Source organism: Paenarthrobacter aurescens (assembly GCF_025421775.1).
Classification (GTDB): domain Bacteria; phylum Actinomycetota; class Actinomycetes; order Actinomycetales; family Micrococcaceae; genus Arthrobacter; species Arthrobacter aurescens_B.
In genome coordinates this window covers 352,554-367,414 of sequence record NZ_JAOEFX010000001.1, presented here as the reverse complement: position 1 = coordinate 367,414, position 14,861 = coordinate 352,554, and the positions used below count along the sequence as shown (strand labels likewise).

15 protein-coding genes are annotated in these 14,861 nt (G+C 62.3%); 12 read left to right on the top strand and 3 right to left on the bottom strand.

The window, feature by feature from the left end:
• Nucleotides 1-23 precede the first annotated feature (23 nt).
• From N7568_RS01755 to N7568_RS01700, 12 genes are all read left to right on the top strand, one after another.
• Nucleotides 24-740, top strand: coding sequence for an HAD hydrolase-like protein (locus tag N7568_RS01755; RefSeq protein WP_261608191.1), 717 nt, complete (start codon nt 24-26; stop codon nt 738-740).
• A complete protein-coding gene (locus N7568_RS01750; RefSeq protein ID WP_261608190.1) occupies nt 727-1,395 on the top strand; it encodes a lysophospholipid acyltransferase family protein in 669 nt (222 codons plus the stop codon). Before N7568_RS01755 ends, N7568_RS01750 begins: the two co-directional genes overlap by 14 nt.
• A 61-nt stretch (nt 1,396-1,456) precedes the next feature.
• Nucleotides 1,457-3,472, top strand: coding sequence for an excinuclease ABC subunit UvrC (gene uvrC / locus N7568_RS01745; RefSeq protein ID WP_261608189.1), 2,016 nt, complete (start codon nt 1,457-1,459; stop codon nt 3,470-3,472).
• A 127-nt stretch (nt 3,473-3,599) separates the two neighbouring features.
• Nucleotides 3,600-4,523 (top strand): RNase adapter RapZ, encoded by a 924-nt coding sequence (gene rapZ / locus N7568_RS01740; RefSeq protein WP_261608188.1) that lies wholly within the window; start codon nt 3,600-3,602, stop codon nt 4,521-4,523.
• Entirely contained in the window at nt 4,523-5,539 is a 1,017-nt protein-coding gene (locus tag N7568_RS01735) for a gluconeogenesis factor YvcK family protein (protein WP_261608187.1), read from the top strand. The genes rapZ and N7568_RS01735 overlap by 1 nt, the downstream gene beginning before the upstream one ends.
• A gap of 9 nt (nt 5,540-5,548) precedes the next feature.
• The gene (gene whiA, locus N7568_RS01730) at nt 5,549-6,529 is read left to right on the top strand and encodes a DNA-binding protein WhiA (RefSeq protein ID WP_018777554.1); all 981 of its coding nucleotides are present in this window, start codon (nt 5,549-5,551) and stop codon (nt 6,527-6,529) included.
• A 174-nt stretch (nt 6,530-6,703) separates the two neighbouring features.
• Nucleotides 6,704-7,327: a superoxide dismutase gene (locus N7568_RS01725; RefSeq protein ID WP_261608186.1), complete on the top strand. Its 624-nt coding sequence runs from the start codon at nt 6,704-6,706 to the stop codon at nt 7,325-7,327.
• A 271-nt stretch (nt 7,328-7,598) separates the two neighbouring features.
• Nucleotides 7,599-8,609 (top strand): type I glyceraldehyde-3-phosphate dehydrogenase, encoded by a 1,011-nt coding sequence (gene gap, locus N7568_RS01720; protein ID WP_141284130.1) that lies wholly within the window; start codon nt 7,599-7,601, stop codon nt 8,607-8,609.
• Between the two features lie 9 nt (nt 8,610-8,618).
• Entirely contained in the window at nt 8,619-9,845 is a 1,227-nt protein-coding gene (locus N7568_RS01715) for a phosphoglycerate kinase (protein WP_261608185.1), read from the top strand.
• Nucleotides 9,846-9,920: 75 nt separating this feature from the next.
• Complete coding sequence (tpiA, locus tag N7568_RS01710) at nt 9,921-10,736, top strand: triose-phosphate isomerase (RefSeq protein WP_261608184.1); 816 nt, start codon at nt 9,921-9,923, stop codon at nt 10,734-10,736.
• A 36-nt stretch (nt 10,737-10,772) separates the two neighbouring features.
• Nucleotides 10,773-11,030 (top strand): preprotein translocase subunit SecG, encoded by a 258-nt coding sequence (gene secG, locus N7568_RS01705; protein WP_017198454.1) that lies wholly within the window; start codon nt 10,773-10,775, stop codon nt 11,028-11,030.
• A 170-nt stretch (nt 11,031-11,200) separates the two neighbouring features.
• Nucleotides 11,201-11,596: an RNA polymerase-binding protein RbpA gene (locus tag N7568_RS01700; protein WP_261608183.1), complete on the top strand. Its 396-nt coding sequence runs from the start codon at nt 11,201-11,203 to the stop codon at nt 11,594-11,596.
• Here N7568_RS01700 and pgl read toward each other — a convergent pair.
• Genes pgl through zwf form a run of 3 tightly spaced genes read right to left on the bottom strand, consistent with a single transcriptional unit; the run spans nt 11,549 to nt 14,851 of the window.
• Entirely contained in the window at nt 11,549-12,367 is an 819-nt protein-coding gene (gene pgl / locus N7568_RS01695) for a 6-phosphogluconolactonase (protein ID WP_261608182.1), read from the bottom strand. The genes N7568_RS01700 and pgl overlap by 48 nt on opposite strands.
• A complete protein-coding gene (locus N7568_RS01690; protein ID WP_261608181.1) occupies nt 12,357-13,298 on the bottom strand; it encodes a glucose-6-phosphate dehydrogenase assembly protein OpcA in 942 nt (313 codons plus the stop codon). Before N7568_RS01690 ends, pgl begins: the two co-directional genes overlap by 11 nt.
• A complete protein-coding gene (gene zwf, locus N7568_RS01685) occupies nt 13,295-14,851 on the bottom strand; it encodes a glucose-6-phosphate dehydrogenase (protein WP_261608180.1) in 1,557 nt (518 codons plus the stop codon). Before zwf ends, N7568_RS01690 begins: the two co-directional genes overlap by 4 nt.
• Nucleotides 14,852-14,861 lie beyond the last annotated feature (10 nt).

The window sequence follows — 14,861 nt, the reverse complement described above, 5'->3', positions numbered from 1 at the left end:
GCTACTCGTGAGAAACTAACCCGGTGACTCAAACAACGGTGCCCGTAATATTCGATCTGGACGGCACCCTTGTCGATCCTGCCGGCGGTATCACAGGAGGAATCTCTGCGGCCCTCCGTGAAATGAACCTCCCCGTCCCGGAACAGGCCGTGCTGAATTCCATGGTGGGTCCCAAACTCAGCGACTCCCTGCAGCATTTGGCCAAGGTCCCCGTCGAATTGGTGGATGAAACCATTGAACGGTACCGACGCCATTACAAGGAGACGGGCATCGGACAAAGCAAGCTTTATCCGGGGATCTTTGACATCCTCGAATTCTTTGCCGAGTCCGGCAGGCCTGTTGCAGTTGCTACACAGAAACCGCAGTCAATTGCCCGGTTGGTCCTTGAGCACCACAAAATTGCTGATTTTTTTGTTTCCATCCGGGGAGCGGCCGATGACGAATCATTGGGGGCCAACACAGCGTCCGGCAAGGTGGAGATCGTGGGCGCCGCGTTGGCTGACCTTCATTCCCAACCGGCCGTCATGGTGGGGGACAGGCACCAGGACGTTGCGGGGGCCATGGCCAACGGGCTGGACTGTATCGGGGTCAGGTGGGGATTCGCACCCGACGGCGAACTTGAGGAAGCCGGCGCTGTGGCCGTTGTCTCAACCGCACTTGAGCTCCGCACCAAAATTGAAGAACTTGACGCTGTCCGCGCGGCAGCCCTGAGCGAGGTACAAAACGATGGCAGTCTTTGATGCGATCCGCTGGACCACCCGTGGTTTGATCTCCTCCACGTGCCGTCCCACTGTCATCGGACTGGAGAACGTTCCCAAGGAGGGGCCGTTCATCGTAGCCCCCAACCACCTGTCCTTCCTGGACAGCGTCATTGTGCAGGCGCTCATGCCACGTCCGGTTGCCTTCTTTGCCAAAGCTGAGTACTTCACCACCAAGGGTGTCAAAGGTGCTGTGATGAAGTCGTTCTTCGAAGCAGTGGGGTCGATTCCCGTCGAGCGCGGCGAACAGGCAGCCAGCGTGCAGGCTCTCAAGACCCTGCTGGACATCCTGGAGTCAGGCAAGGGCATTGGTATCTACCCTGAAGGCACCCGATCCCGCGATGGAATCCTTTACCGCGGGCGGACCGGCGTGGGCTGGCTTGCCCTGACCACCGGCGCCCCGGTGATCCCCGTCGGTCTCATCGGCACCGAGAAGCTGCAACCGGCGGATAAGAACGCTGTCCGTCCCCAGCACTTCATCATGAAGGTGGGCGAGCCGCTCTATTTCGACAAGACCGGCCCCGACCACTCCCTGCCGGCACGCCGCGAGGTAACGGACAAGATCATGGATGCCATCGCCGTGCTCAGCGGCCAGGAACGGTCCACGAGCTATAACCAGAGCAAGTCGGTGGAGTAGGAACAGCGGCGGCTGTATCGGGGTGGCGTGGGCTGTCGTTCCGGTTCATTAGACTGGAATCGTGGCAGATCCAGCAAGTTACCGGCCCCAAACGGGTGAAATTCCCACCACCCCGGGCGTCTATCGTTTCCGCGACCCGCATGGCCGGGTCATCTATGTGGGCAAGGCCAAGAACCTCCGGTCAAGGCTTAATTCCTACTTCGCCAACCCGGCTGGGCTTCTTCCCAAGACCCATGCCATGGTTCACGCGGCCAGCAGCGTCGAATGGACAATGGTGGGCAGCGAGTTGGAATCCCTGCAGCTGGAGTACACCTGGATCAAGGAATTCAAACCCCGCTTCAACGTGGTATTCCGCGACGACAAGACTTACCCCTACCTAGCCGTCACCATGGGGGAGAAGTTCCCCAGGGTGCAGGTCATGCGCGGAGAGCGCAAGAAGGGCACCAGGTACTTCGGTCCCTATACCGCTGGGGCCATCAGGGAAACCATGGACACGCTCCTGCGGGTTTTTCCGGTCCGCAGCTGCAGTGCAGGTGTCTTCAAGCGCGCCCAGGCCAGCGGCCGGCCCTGCCTCCTGGGGTACATCGACAAATGCTCGGCCCCGTGTGTTGGCCGTGTCACTCCCGAGGAACACCGTGCTCTGGCAGAAGACTTTTGTTCCTTCATGGGTGGTGAGGCCAAGCGCTTCATCGGCCGCCTGGAAAAGGACATGGCCGCGTCGGTAGCTGAGCTTGACTATGAACGCGCAGCAGGGCTCAGGGACGACATCATCGCGCTGCGGAAAGTCTTTGAACGCAATGCCGTGGTCCTCGCGGAGGATACTGATGCCGACGTCTTCGCCTTGCACGACGACGAACTTGAAGCATCAGTGCAGGTCTTCCATGTGCGCGGGGGACGCGTCCGTGGGCAACGTGGTTGGGTCGTGGAAAAGGTGGAGGACGCCACCACACCCGAACTCATTGAACATTTGCTGCAGCAGGTCTACGGCGAAGACAGCGACGTCCAGGGCCGGATCCCCCGGGAAGTATTGGTACCGGAGAACCCCAGCAACCATGCCGAGCTCAGTGAGTGGCTTGGCGGGCTGCGCGGAGCCAAGGTGGACATCCGTGTACCCCAGCGCGGTGACAAAGCGGCATTGATGTCCACGGTCCGCGAGAATGCCGAGCAAGCCCTGAAGCTGCACAAGACGCGTCGGGCAGGTGACATCACGGTACGGTCCGTTGCCCTCCAGGAATTGCAGGAGGCACTGGAGATTCCCGTTCCCTTGCTGAGGATCGAATGTTTCGATATATCGCACGTCCAAGGCACCAATGTGGTGGCTTCCATGGTGGTGGTGGAAGACGGCCTGCCAAAGAAGTCCGACTACCGCAAATTCTCCATCACGGGCCCGGCTGCGGCCGACGACACCGCGGCCATGCACGATGTCCTGACCCGACGGTTCAGGCACTACCTGACGGACAAAGCCGCCCAGGTACCGGTGGTCTCGGGCGAGATCACCAACCCGACGCGTGCGGGTGCCGGCAGCGGCACTGAACTCCCGCCGTCGGACCCCACCATGCCGGCCCCGAAAGCCAAGTTCGCCTACCCGCCCAACCTGGTGGTGGTGGACGGAGGCCAGCCACAGGTTAATGCCGCAGCGCGCGCCCTCGCGGAGTTGGGCATCGACGACGTCTATGTGGTGGGCCTGGCCAAGCGGCTGGAAGAAGTCTGGCTGCCCGACAGCGACTTTCCGGTCATTCTGCCCCGGACGTCGCAGGGCCTTTACCTGCTTCAACGAATCCGCGATGAAGCCCACCGTTTCGCCATCACGTTCCACCGTCAGAAGCGCGGCAAAGCCATGACGGTGTCGGTCCTGGACGGCGTTCCGGGCTTGGGCGAGGCCAAACGGAAGGCCCTGGTGGCACACTTCGGTTCGCTCAAGAAGATCAAAGCCGCCTCCATCGAGGAACTCACGTCCGCCAAGGGCATCGGTCCAGCGTTGGCCGCCGCGGTGGTACAGCATCTGGGTTCCACGACCGACTCCGATGAAACGGTGCCGGCGGTCAACATGACCACCGGCGAAATCCTCGAATCTTAGCTAGGGTAAGAACTTGGCCGATGGCCGCGTTTGCGGTCACCGGCGTCTGAACATGCCAAGTGCTCTTCGCCATGACTGGCGGGTGCCACAGGCTGTATGAGCACTTCCGACGAAACGGGGATTACTGATGGATGAGGCAACGGCAGGGTCCGGAACGGAGCAGGACGGCCTCACGCCCGTCAAGCCACCGGAGGCGGAACTGCTGGTAGTAACCGGCATGTCGGGGGCGGGGCGCAGCACGGCTTCGGATGCCCTGGAGGATCATGGCTGGTATGTGGTGGACAACCTTCCGCCGCAAATGCTGGGAACACTGGCAGAGATCGTTTCGCATGCACCGAAGTCGATTCCCAAGCTGGCAGTGGTGGTCGACGTCCGCAGCAAGGACCTCTTCACTGACATCCAGACTGCGCTGGGCGCGCTCAGCGCGACCGGCATCACCTTCCGCGTACTCTTCCTGGACGCCAATGATGACGTTCTGGTCCGTCGCTTCGAGCAGGGACGCCGCCCTCATCCGCTGCAGGGCGGTGGCCGGATCCTCGACGGCATCGGTATCGAACGCGAGGTCCTGAGGGAATTGCGTGAACACGCCGACGTTGTGCTGGATACCTCCGACTTCAACGTCCATGGGCTCGCCACAGCCATCACAGAATTGTTCAGTGACACGGGCCCGGTAACGCTGCGTCTTAACGTCATGAGCTTCGGCTTCAAGTACGGCTTGCCCGTAGACGCCAACTTCGTGGCAGACGCCCGGTTCATTCCCAACCCACATTGGGTTCCCAAACTCCGGCCACACACGGGACTGGATGAAGACGTCAGCGACTACGTGCTCGGGGCCGATGGCGTTCACGAGTTCGTGGACCGCTATGTCCGGGCCCTGGAGCCCGTCCTGGACGGCTACCGCCAGGAAAACAAGCACTACGCCACCCTGGCCGTTGGCTGTACCGGTGGAAAGCACCGTTCGGTGGCGGTCGCCGTCGAACTTTCCAAGCGTTTGGCGCAGTATCCCCGCGTCACCGTCACCACCACCCACCGCGACCTGGGACGCGAGTAGTGGGCGTCCTGACGGGCCCGCTGCCGCTCATCCCGCCCAAGGGCGTTCCCGGCAGCCAGCAAAAGAAGAGCCCATCTGTGGTCGCATTGGGCGGTGGCCACGGGCTGGCAGCGTCCCTGTCGGCGTTACGGTTGCTCACCTCGGAATTGACGGCAATCGTCACGGTAGCGGACGACGGCGGCTCGTCCGGGCGGCTCCGGGATGAGTACGGCGTCCTCCCGCCCGGTGACCTGCGGATGGCGCTCAGCGCCCTCTGCGACGACACCGATTGGGGCAGGACCTGGCGGGACGTCATGCAACACAGGTTCGACGCCGGGTCCGCCAAGGGCGGCTCCCTGGACCATCACGCCATGGGAAACCTCCTGATCGTTACGCTGTGGGAGTTGCTCGGCGATACCGTTGCGGGCCTGAAATGGGCCGGGGCGTTGCTGGGTGCACGTGGACAGGTACTGCCCATGTCCAGTGTTCCCCTCACCATCGAGGGGCAGGCGCGTCTTGAACTGCCGGGTGGCGGACATGAACTGCAGACGGTCCGGGGTCAAGCAAAGTGCGCCGTAGCGGGCAAGCTGGAGGATGTCAGGCTCCTGCCCGAGGATGCTCCTGCCTGCACCGAAGCCCTGACAGCCATCGAGCTGGCGGACTGGGTCATTCTGGGTCCCGGGTCCTGGTACACCTCGGTCCTCCCGCATTTGCTGCTGCCGGAGCTGCGGCAGGCCCTCGGCGATACCGCGGCCAAGCGCTGCCTGACCATGAACCTTGACGTGGAAACCAAGGAAACGTCGGGCATGACGGCAGCCGACCATTTGGACGTCCTGCGCCGGTATGCACCTGAGTTCAGTGTCGACGTCGTCCTTGCGGATCCTGCTGCAATCCAGGATCTCAAGGCCTTCGAGAAAGCCGCCGGGATGATCGGCGCTGAAGTGGTGTTGGGTAGAGTAGGGGCGTCGAGGCGCCGCCCCGTCCATGATCCACTGCTGTTGGCAGCGGCGTACCACGATATTTTCGGGAACAGTTAGGAATACGCGATGGCACTTACTGCGTCGGTCAAGGACGAACTGTCCCGGCTGGACATCAAAAAATCTTCGGTCCGCAAGGCGGAGGTTTCGGCAATGCTGCGCTTTGCCGGCGGCCTTCACATCATTTCGGGCAGGATCGTCATCGAGGCTGAGGTGGACCTCGCCTCCACGGCCCGGCGTCTCCGCGCGGCGATTGCCGAGGTTTACGGCCACCAGAGCGAGATCATTGTGGTTTCAGGCGGTGGCTTGCGCCGGGGGAGCCGGTACGTTGTCCGTGTAGTGCGCGACGGCGAAGCCCTGGCCCGACAGACAGGCTTGCTGGATGGACGTGGCCGCCCTGTACGGGGCCTGCCCTCCGTAGTGGTCAACGGCTCGGCCGCGGACGCCGAGGCTGTGTGGCGGGGCGCGTTCCTCGCCCACGGTTCCCTCACCGAGCCGGGACGTTCTTCTTCGCTGGAGGTGACATGCCCGGGCCCGGAATCCGCTTTGGCGCTTGTTGGTGCTGCCCGCCGTCTCGGCATCCAGGCCAAAGCACGCGAAGTACGTGGCGTTGACCGCGTAGTCATCCGTGACGGGGACACCATTGCTGCCCTCCTGACCCGCATGGGCGCCCATGACGCCCTGATGGTGTGGGAGGAACGGCGGATGCGCAAGGAAGTCCGCGCCACCGCGAACAGGCTTGCCAATTTTGACGACGCCAACCTGCGACGCTCAGCGCAGGCGGCAGTTGCTGCGGGCGCCAGGGTCGACCGTGCATTGGAGATCCTGGGCGACGACGTTCCGGACCACCTCAAATACGCGGGGGAGCTCCGTGTGGCCCATAAGCAGGCGAGCCTGGACGAACTCGGCCGCCTCGCAGATCCACCCATGACAAAGGACGCCATCGCCGGGCGGATCCGCCGGCTCCTTGCCATGGCCGACAAACGTGCCCTTGATTTGGGCATCCCGGGCACTGAGGCAAATGTGACTCCAGAAATGATGGACGAGTAGTCCGCACCCATAGAATCGAAAAAGTGCGGAGGAAATACTGCGAGGCCACCGCGGGTTGTTCCCGGTGGAGGCAAGAGCAGGATTCTTCGCCAAGGATTTCCGGCCGGTCCGCCGGTCGGATGAAATAACGAGAGTTACCAAACCGGACGTCAGTCCATTACATTGGAGGATTTCGTGACAGAGTACGTTCTGCCCGAGCTCGGCTACGACTACGCAGCACTCGAGCCGCACATTTCGGCAAAGATCATGGAGCTGCACCACAGCAAGCACCATGCCGCTTATGTTGCAGGCGCCAACAACGCCCTCTCCCAGCTGGCCGAAGCGCGCGACAAGGGTGATTTCGCCAACATCAACCGCCTCTCCAAGGACCTCGCGTTCCACACCGGTGGACACATCAACCACTCGGTCTTCTGGAACAACATCTCCCCGGACGGCGGCGACAAGCCCGAAGGCGAACTCGCAGCCGCCATTGACGACGCTTTTGGTTCGTTCGACGCTTTCCGCGCCCAGTTCACCGCCGCCGCCCTTGGCCTGCAGGGCTCAGGTTGGGCATTCCTGGCTTACGAGCCCATCGGTGGCAACCTGCTCATCGAACAGCTCTACGATCAGCAGGGCAACGTCGCAGTGGGCACAACCCCGCTCCTGATGCTGGACATGTGGGAGCACGCCTTCTACTTGGACTACGTCAACGTCAAGGCTGATTACGTCAAGGCATTCTGGAACATCGTCAACTGGGCAGACGTCGCCAAGCGCTTCGAAGCCGCCCGCGCCAACGCAACGGGCCTCATCGTCCTCTAGTTGGTGAGTCCCGGTTCACGCCGATGTAACAAAAGTCACTTTTGGCGTGAAATGGGACCAAATGCTGGAAAGCCTGCCTCCGCAGTTGCGGGGGCAGGCTTAGTTAAACGTAAGATGGATCACGGAAGGCGGTTAGCCTTCAGCAACGTGGCTGGTCGCCCTCCGATCTGATAATCACCTCTGCCCAAAGACGTGCGGGGTCTGTTAGTTGGAAATATTTGATCCGACTCACTAGGCGTGCTTGCAAGAGCACCAAGGAGATTGACACATAGTGACCACCCGTATTGGTATCAACGGCTTCGGCCGCATCGGCCGCAACTACTTCCGCGCAGCACTGGCCCAGGGCGCTGACCTCGAGATCGTCGCAGTCAACGACCTCACCAGCCCCGAGACCCTCGCCCACCTCCTGAAGTACGACTCCGTCGGTGGACGCCTCGCCCAGACCGTGGAAGTTGTCGATGGAAACCTGGTAGTCGACGGCAAGTCCATCAAGGTCCTGGCAGAGCGCGACCCCGCAAACCTCCCGTGGGGCGAGCTGGGCGTGGACATCGTCATCGAGTCCACTGGCTTCTTCACCAAGGCCGCAGCCGCGCAGAAGCACATCGACGCCGGAGCCAAGAAGGTGCTCATCTCGGCACCTGCCAGCGACGAAGACATCACGATCGTGATGGGCGTGAACCACGACCTCTACGATCCCGCAGCGCACAACATCATCTCCAACGCATCCTGCACCACCAACTGCCTCGGCCCGCTGGCCAAGGTAGTCAACGACGCCTTCGGCATCGAGCGTGGCCTCATGACCACGGTCCACGCCTACACGGCAGACCAGAACCTTCAGGACGGCCCGCACGGCGACCTCCGCCGCGCCCGCGCTGCCGCCATCAACATGGTTCCGACCTCCACGGGTGCAGCCAAGGCGATCGGCCTGGTCCTGCCGGAACTCAAGGGCAAGCTCGACGGCTACGCCATCCGCGTTCCCGTCCCCACCGGCTCCGCCACGGACCTCACGGTTACTGTTTCCCGCGAGGTCACGGTTGAGGAAGTCAACGCCGCTGTGAAGGCCGCAGCAGAGTCCGAACAGTGGGCCGGCATCCTGTCCTACACGGACGCCCCGATCGTCTCCTCGGACATCGTCGGAGACCCGGCGTCGTCCATCTTCGACTCCGGCCTCACCAAGGTCATCGGCAACCAGGTCAAGGTTGTTTCCTGGTATGACAACGAGTGGGGTTACTCCAACCGCCTCGTAGACCTCACGGAGCTCGTCGCATCCAAGCTGGGCTAGGGTAGACACATGACATTTCACACCCTCAACGAACTCATCGCTGAAGGTGTCCGCGGGCGGTACATTCTGGTCAGAAGTGACCTGAATGTGCCGCTCGACGGCTCTACAGTGACCGACGACGGCCGCATCAAGGCGTCCCTTCCGGTCCTCAAGAAGCTCTCGGACGCCGGTGCCCGTGTGCTCGTAACCGCCCACTTGGGACGTCCCAAGGGCGCCCCCGAAGACAAGTACTCCTTGAAGCCGGCTGCAGCCCGCCTCGCGGAACTCGCCGACTTCAAGGTAGAGCTCGCTGCAGATACGGTGGGGGACTCCGCCAAGGGGCTGGCTGCCGCCCTGCAGGACGGCGAAGTACTCGTCCTGGAGAACGTCCGCTTCGACGCCCGCGAGACCAGCAAGGACGACGCCCAGCGCGGCGCCTTCGCTGACGAGTTGGTGGCCCTCACGGGGAGCAACGGCGCATTCGTGGACGACGCCTTCGGTGCAGTCCACCGCAAGCACGCCAGCGTCTATGACGTCGCCACCCGGCTGCCGTCGTACCAGGGCGACCTTGTCCGCACCGAAGTGGAGGTACTCCGGAAGCTCACTACGGACACTCAACGTCCGTATGTTGTGGTTCTGGGCGGCTCCAAGGTTTCGGACAAACTCGCAGTCATCGACAACCTCCTCGGCAAGGCAGACACCATACTCGTGGGTGGCGGCATGCTTTTCACCTTCCTCGCCGCGGCTGGCCACAAGGTGGCTGGAAGCCTCCTCGAAGAAGACCAGATCCCTGTTGTCCAGGACTACCTCAAGCGCGCCTCTGATGCCGGAACATCCTTCGTGATCCCCACGGACGTTGTTGTGGCCAGTCGCTTCGCCGCGGACGCTGAGCATGAGGTCGTCAAGGCAGACGCCATTGAGGACAGCGCTTTCGGCGCGTCCGGCATCGGCCTTGATATCGGCCCTGAATCCGCCTCGGCGTTCGCAGCCCAGATCGAAGGGGCCAAGACTGTGTTCTGGAACGGTCCCATGGGTGTGTTCGAGTTCGAAGCCTTCTCGAGTGGCACGCGAGCCATTGCACAGGCTTTGACGGACACGGTGGCCTTCACAGTGGTCGGTGGTGGCGACTCCGCTGCAGCCGTGCGGACGCTCGGCTTCGAGGACTCGCAGTTCGGCCACATCTCTACCGGTGGCGGCGCCAGCCTGGAATACCTTGAAGGCAAGGAACTTCCCGGTCTGAGCGTTCTGGACCGCTAAGCACCAACCCGGCCGGCAGGACGCCACTGCGTCCTGCCGGCCGTTCCATATTTCAACGCATTCTTTGGAGTTCATGTGACTACCTCTGCCAACGGCAACTTCGTCCGCAAGCCCTTCATCGCCGGTAACTGGAAGATGAACATGGACCACGTCCAGGGCATCACCTTGCTGCAGAAGCTCGCCTGGACGCTGTCCGACGCGAAGCACGACTACAGCCGCACTGAGGTCGCAGTGTTCCCGCCGTTCACCGACCTCCGCGGCGTTCAGACGCTGGTACAGGGCGATGAGCTCGAAGTTGTCTACGGTGGCCAGGACCTCTCCCAGTTCGACTCGGGCGCCTACACCGGCGACATCTCCGGCCAGTTCCTCAGCAAACTGGGCTGTGCCTACGTCCTGGTTGGCCACAGTGAGCGCCGCACCATTCACAACGAATCCGATGACGTCCTGAACGCGAAGGTGAAGGCCGGATTCCGTCACGGCCTGACTCCTGTCCTTTGTGTCGGAGAAGGCCTCGAAGTCCGCCAAGGCGGCACGCACGTGGAGCACACCTTGGCCCAGCTGCGTGCCGGCGTCGAAGGACTCACGGCCGAGCAGGCCGCTGAACTCGTTGTTGCCTACGAACCCGTCTGGGCCATCGGCACTGGCGAAGTTGCGGGCCCTGAGGACGCTCAGGAAATGTGCGCAGCCATCCGCGCGGAGCTCGCCGAACTCTTCGACGAGACCGTCGCGTCGAAGACACGCCTCCTTTACGGAGGCTCCGTCAAGGCCAACAATGCTGCCGCCATCATGGCTGAAAGCGACGTTGACGGATTGCTCGTGGGTGGCGCCAGCTTGGACCCCGTTGAGTTTGCTAACATTGTCAGGTTCGAGAGCCACCTCGTCACCGACTAGTCCGGCTCCCGTTTTCCGCTTCTTCGAAAGGCCGTCGTGGACGTTCTTCAAGTCATTCTGCAGATCCTGCTGGGCATTACCAGTCTTCTGCTGACGCTGCTCATCCTCCTGCACAAAGGACGTGGCGGCGGTTTGTCCGACATGTTCGGTGGCGGAATGAGCTCCGGATTGAGTTCGTCCGGTGTAGCCGAGCGCAACCTTAACCGCTTCACCATCATTCTTGGAATTACGTGGGGCGTTGTCATCATCGGCCTTGGCCTGATCATGCGCTTCACCTCGGGTGGCGATTCCTAGTCATCCAGGAGGGGAGGCTCCCGTAAAGGGAGCCTCCCCTTTTTTTGGATTTCTTGACGCCGGCACCCCAGGACCAGTGCCGTCGTCGAGCCCTCGCACTAGACTGGCCCTGTTGGCTTCAAGGCCCACGGGCCGTGACGGCCGACCACCGAGTCGCTAGGGGTTCGAAAATGGTTCATGGCACGCCTGGTTATCGGGGCACCCGCGTTGGTGTGGCCCAAGGTTCAGCTCCTCGACATCAAAGCAGCCATGGCGAGGGCGAACAACTGCCGCGTATTCGGGTTCCCTATTGGTGCGCCAAGGGACACGAGACGCGGCTCGTTTTCCTTAAGCTTCCGGATGAACAAATTCCCAAAGACTGGGACTGCCCCAAATGCGGATTACCGGCTTCACGGGATCCAGGCCAACCCGGCTCACGAAGGCCGGAGGACGAACTCTTCAAATCGCACCTGGATTACGTTAAAGAGAGACGCTCCAGCCAAGACGCCGAAATTGTCCTGGCTGGAGCGTTGGAGCGATTACGCGCCCGCGGGGTCCTTCCGGACCAACTGCTGGGGGACGCGTGAGGCTGCGTTCTCGTCGATAAGCCACAGGGTCCGCGCACGGCCCATTGGTCCCGCTGCCGGAACCTGAACCGGGTTGGCGCCTGCCAAGGCCAGGCCGACGGCTCCTGCTTTGTCCTCACCAGCTACAACCATCCAGATTTCCTGGGCGGTATTGATGGCCGGCAGCGTGAGTGAAATGCGCGACGGCGGCGGCTTGGGAGAGTTCTCGACGCCCACTACGGTGCGCTTCTTCTCACGAATCCCGGCTTGCTCAGGGAACAGCGACGCAACGTGGGCATCCGGACCGACGCCCAGAAGAAGGATGTCGAAGCGGGGGAGGATTCCAGCCTGCTCGGGCCTGTCATCCGAGGTGTCCGCAGCGTGCTCGGCCTCGGCCGCTTTTTTGAGTTCTTCAGCGTAGGCTGCCGCAGCTTCCTCCGTGGTGGCGAACTGATCAGTCGATCCAGGTTCGTGGACCCGGGCAGGATCCACCGCCAGGTGGGCCAACAATGCCTGATGTGCTTGGCGGACATTCCTGTCATCGCTGTCCGCGGCTACAAAGCGCTCATCACCCCACCAGAAGTTGACCTTGGACCAGTCCACTGCCGGAGCTGCGGCAGAATCTGCCACAGCCTTCAACGTACCAATACCAACGGTTCCCCCCGTGAGGACCACCGTCGCTTCGCCGTGCTTGTCCTGGACATCCACAAGCTTGGTGATGAGGCGGGCCGCAATGGCCGCCATCAACACCTTGGAATCTGGGTGGATGCTTACTCTTGGCTCAGCGTGCACTGGTCTGGACTCTCCTCTGGCTGGTAAGTGGCAGTCCCATCGTAATCACTTCTCCGAAGACTTCGTCCGGATCGAGCCGTCGGAGTTCTTCGGCGAGGCAATCCTTCAGGCTCCGGCGGGGGAGCGTGATCCGCTGCGGTGGCTGTCCCGGCTGCGTCAGCTCGGCCACGGACAACCCGGGGCGGAAGAGCTGGACATCGCCACTGGCCCGGGTGAGGCGGACACGGCGGATGCCGGTCCCGGCAGGGTCTGCCACGATGGTCACAGGCGCCTGCAGGGCAAGGCTCAACCACGCGGCCAGCAGGAGGGTACTGGGGGAGTCGGAGGCACCCTCGACGGCAACAGCAGATACGGGATCGCCGTCCACTTGGTCGAAGACCGCTGCGAGTTGCATGCGCCAGTTGGTCAGGCGGGTCCAGGCGAGGTCGGTGTCGCCGGCTTTGTAGGTGGCGCGGATGTTCTCCAAGGCCAGGCGCGGGTCTGGTTCGTTGGCGGAGTCCGTGATGCGTCGATGCGCGATGCGGCCGATGGAGGTTTCGCAGGCGCTTTCCGGGGCGCCGTGCGGCCACCAGGCCACGATCGGTGCGTCCGGGAGCAACAGCGCGGCGACCAGGGATTCGCTTTCATGGGCCATGTGGCCCTGGCCGCGCAGGACGATGACCTCGGACGCTCCGGCGTCCCCGCCCACGCGGATCTGCGCGTCGAGACGGTCCGGGCCTTCAACACCGGCGTCAGCGAGGACAATGATCCGGCAGGGGTGTTCCCGGCTGGCTTCATTGGCTGCCTCGATGGCGTCCTCTTCCTGCCCGGACTTGGTCACCACCACCAGGGTCAGCACACGACCCAAAGCGATCACACCGCCTTGCTCGCGCAGCGACATGATCTTCTTGGAGATCTTGGAGGTAGTGGTATCGGGAAGATCTACGATCATGGCCTTCTCCAGGTTCGTCCGTCACGGGCCAGCAGGGCATCGGCCGAAGCCGGCCCCCAACTGCCCGGTGCGTAAGGTTGCGGTTGTTCATCCAGCCCGGCCCAGTATTCCTCGAACGGGTCCAGGATCTTCCAGGACAGCTCCACTTCCTGATGCCGCGGGAACAGCGGCGGCTCACCCAGGAGCACGTCCAGGATGAGACGTTCGTAGGCTTCCGGGCTGGACTCGGTGAAGGAATGCCCATAACCGAAGTCCATGGTCACATCCCGGACTTCCATCTGCGTGCCCGGGACCTTGGACCCGAAACGGATCGTGGCACCCTCATCGGGCTGGACACGGATCACCACGGCGTTCTGACCGAAGTCATCCTCACCATGGTCACGGAAAAGCAGGTTCGGTGCCCGCTTGAACACCACCGCGATCTCCGTCACGCGCCGGCCCAGGCGCTTACCGGCACGCAGGTAGAACGGAACCCCGTTCCACCGCCGGGTGTTGATATCCACCCGGATCGCAGCGAACGTCTCGGTCTTCGAATCGGCCGGGATACCATCCTCATCCAGGTACCCGAGGACTTCCTCGCCGCCCTGCCAGCCACCGGTGAACTGACCCCGCGCCGAGTGGGTGGAGAGGTCCTCGGGCAACTTGACCGCTGCCAGGACCTTTTCCTTCTCCGCCCGCAAATCATCGGCATTGAACGAGATCGGCTCCTCCATCGCCGTCAACGCCAGCAACTGCAGCAAGTGGTTCTGGATCACGTCACGCGCAGCACCCACACCGTCGTAATAGCCCGCACGGCCGCCGGTACCAATATCCTCGGCCATCGTGATCTGCACATGGTCCACGTAATTGGCGTTCCACAACGGCTCGAACAACTGGTTCGCGAAACGCAACGCCAGGATGTTCTGCACCGTCTCCTTACCCAAATAATGATCGATCCGGAACACCGCATCAGCCGGGAACACCGACTCGACAATGTCGTTGAGCTGACGGGCCGACTCAAGGTCATGCCCGAACGGCTTCTCAATCACCACACGACGCCACTGCCCAGGTTTGGCCTGCGCCAAACCATGCTTGGACAACTGCCGGCAGACCTGCTCAAACGCCTTGGGCGGAATCGACAAGTAAAACCCGTGGTTCCCGCGGGTACCGCGGGTCTCATCGAGCTCATCAAGGACATCACCGAGACGCTCGAAAGCGTCGTCGTCGTCGAACTCCCCCCGGACAAAGCGGATACCGGAAGCAAGCTGCTCCCACACCGCTTCATCAAACTTCGTCCGCGCGTGCGCCTTGACGTTTTCCTTAACCTCAGCCGCGAAATCCGCGTTGTCCCACTCCCGGCGACCGAAACCCACCAAAGCAAAACTCGGAGGCAACAAACCACGGTTCGCGAGATCATAAACAGCGGGCATGAGCTTCTTACGGGCAAGATCGCCGGTGACTCCAAAGAACACCAACGACGACGGCCCGGCAATACGATTCAGGCGCCGATCCCGCGGATCCCGCAAAGGATTCCGCAGACCGGCGTTCTTCCTGCCGTTTTCAGTTTCTGGCATGTTTGTTTCT

What these genes read in the sequence shown, in the direction of transcription:
- N7568_RS01750 (WP_261608190.1), top strand. Translation starts at nt 727, where the DNA reads ATGGCAGTCTTTGATGCGATCCGCTGGACCACCCGTGGTTTGATCTCC.
- rapZ (WP_261608188.1), top strand. Translation starts at nt 3,600, where the DNA reads ATGGATGAGGCAACGGCAGGGTCCGGAACGGAGCAGGACGGCCTCACG.
- whiA (WP_018777554.1), top strand. Translation starts at nt 5,549, where the DNA reads ATGGCACTTACTGCGTCGGTCAAGGACGAACTGTCCCGGCTGGACATC.
- N7568_RS01715 (WP_261608185.1), top strand. Translation starts at nt 8,619, where the DNA reads ATGACATTTCACACCCTCAACGAACTCATCGCTGAAGGTGTCCGCGGG.
- N7568_RS01700 (WP_261608183.1), top strand. Translation starts at nt 11,201, where the DNA reads ATGGTTCATGGCACGCCTGGTTATCGGGGCACCCGCGTTGGTGTGGCC.
- N7568_RS01690 (WP_261608181.1), bottom strand. Translation starts at nt 13,298, where the DNA reads ATGATCGTAGATCTTCCCGATACCACTACCTCCAAGATCTCCAAGAAG.
- zwf (WP_261608180.1), bottom strand. Translation starts at nt 14,851, where the DNA reads ATGCCAGAAACTGAAAACGGCAGGAAGAACGCCGGTCTGCGGAATCCT.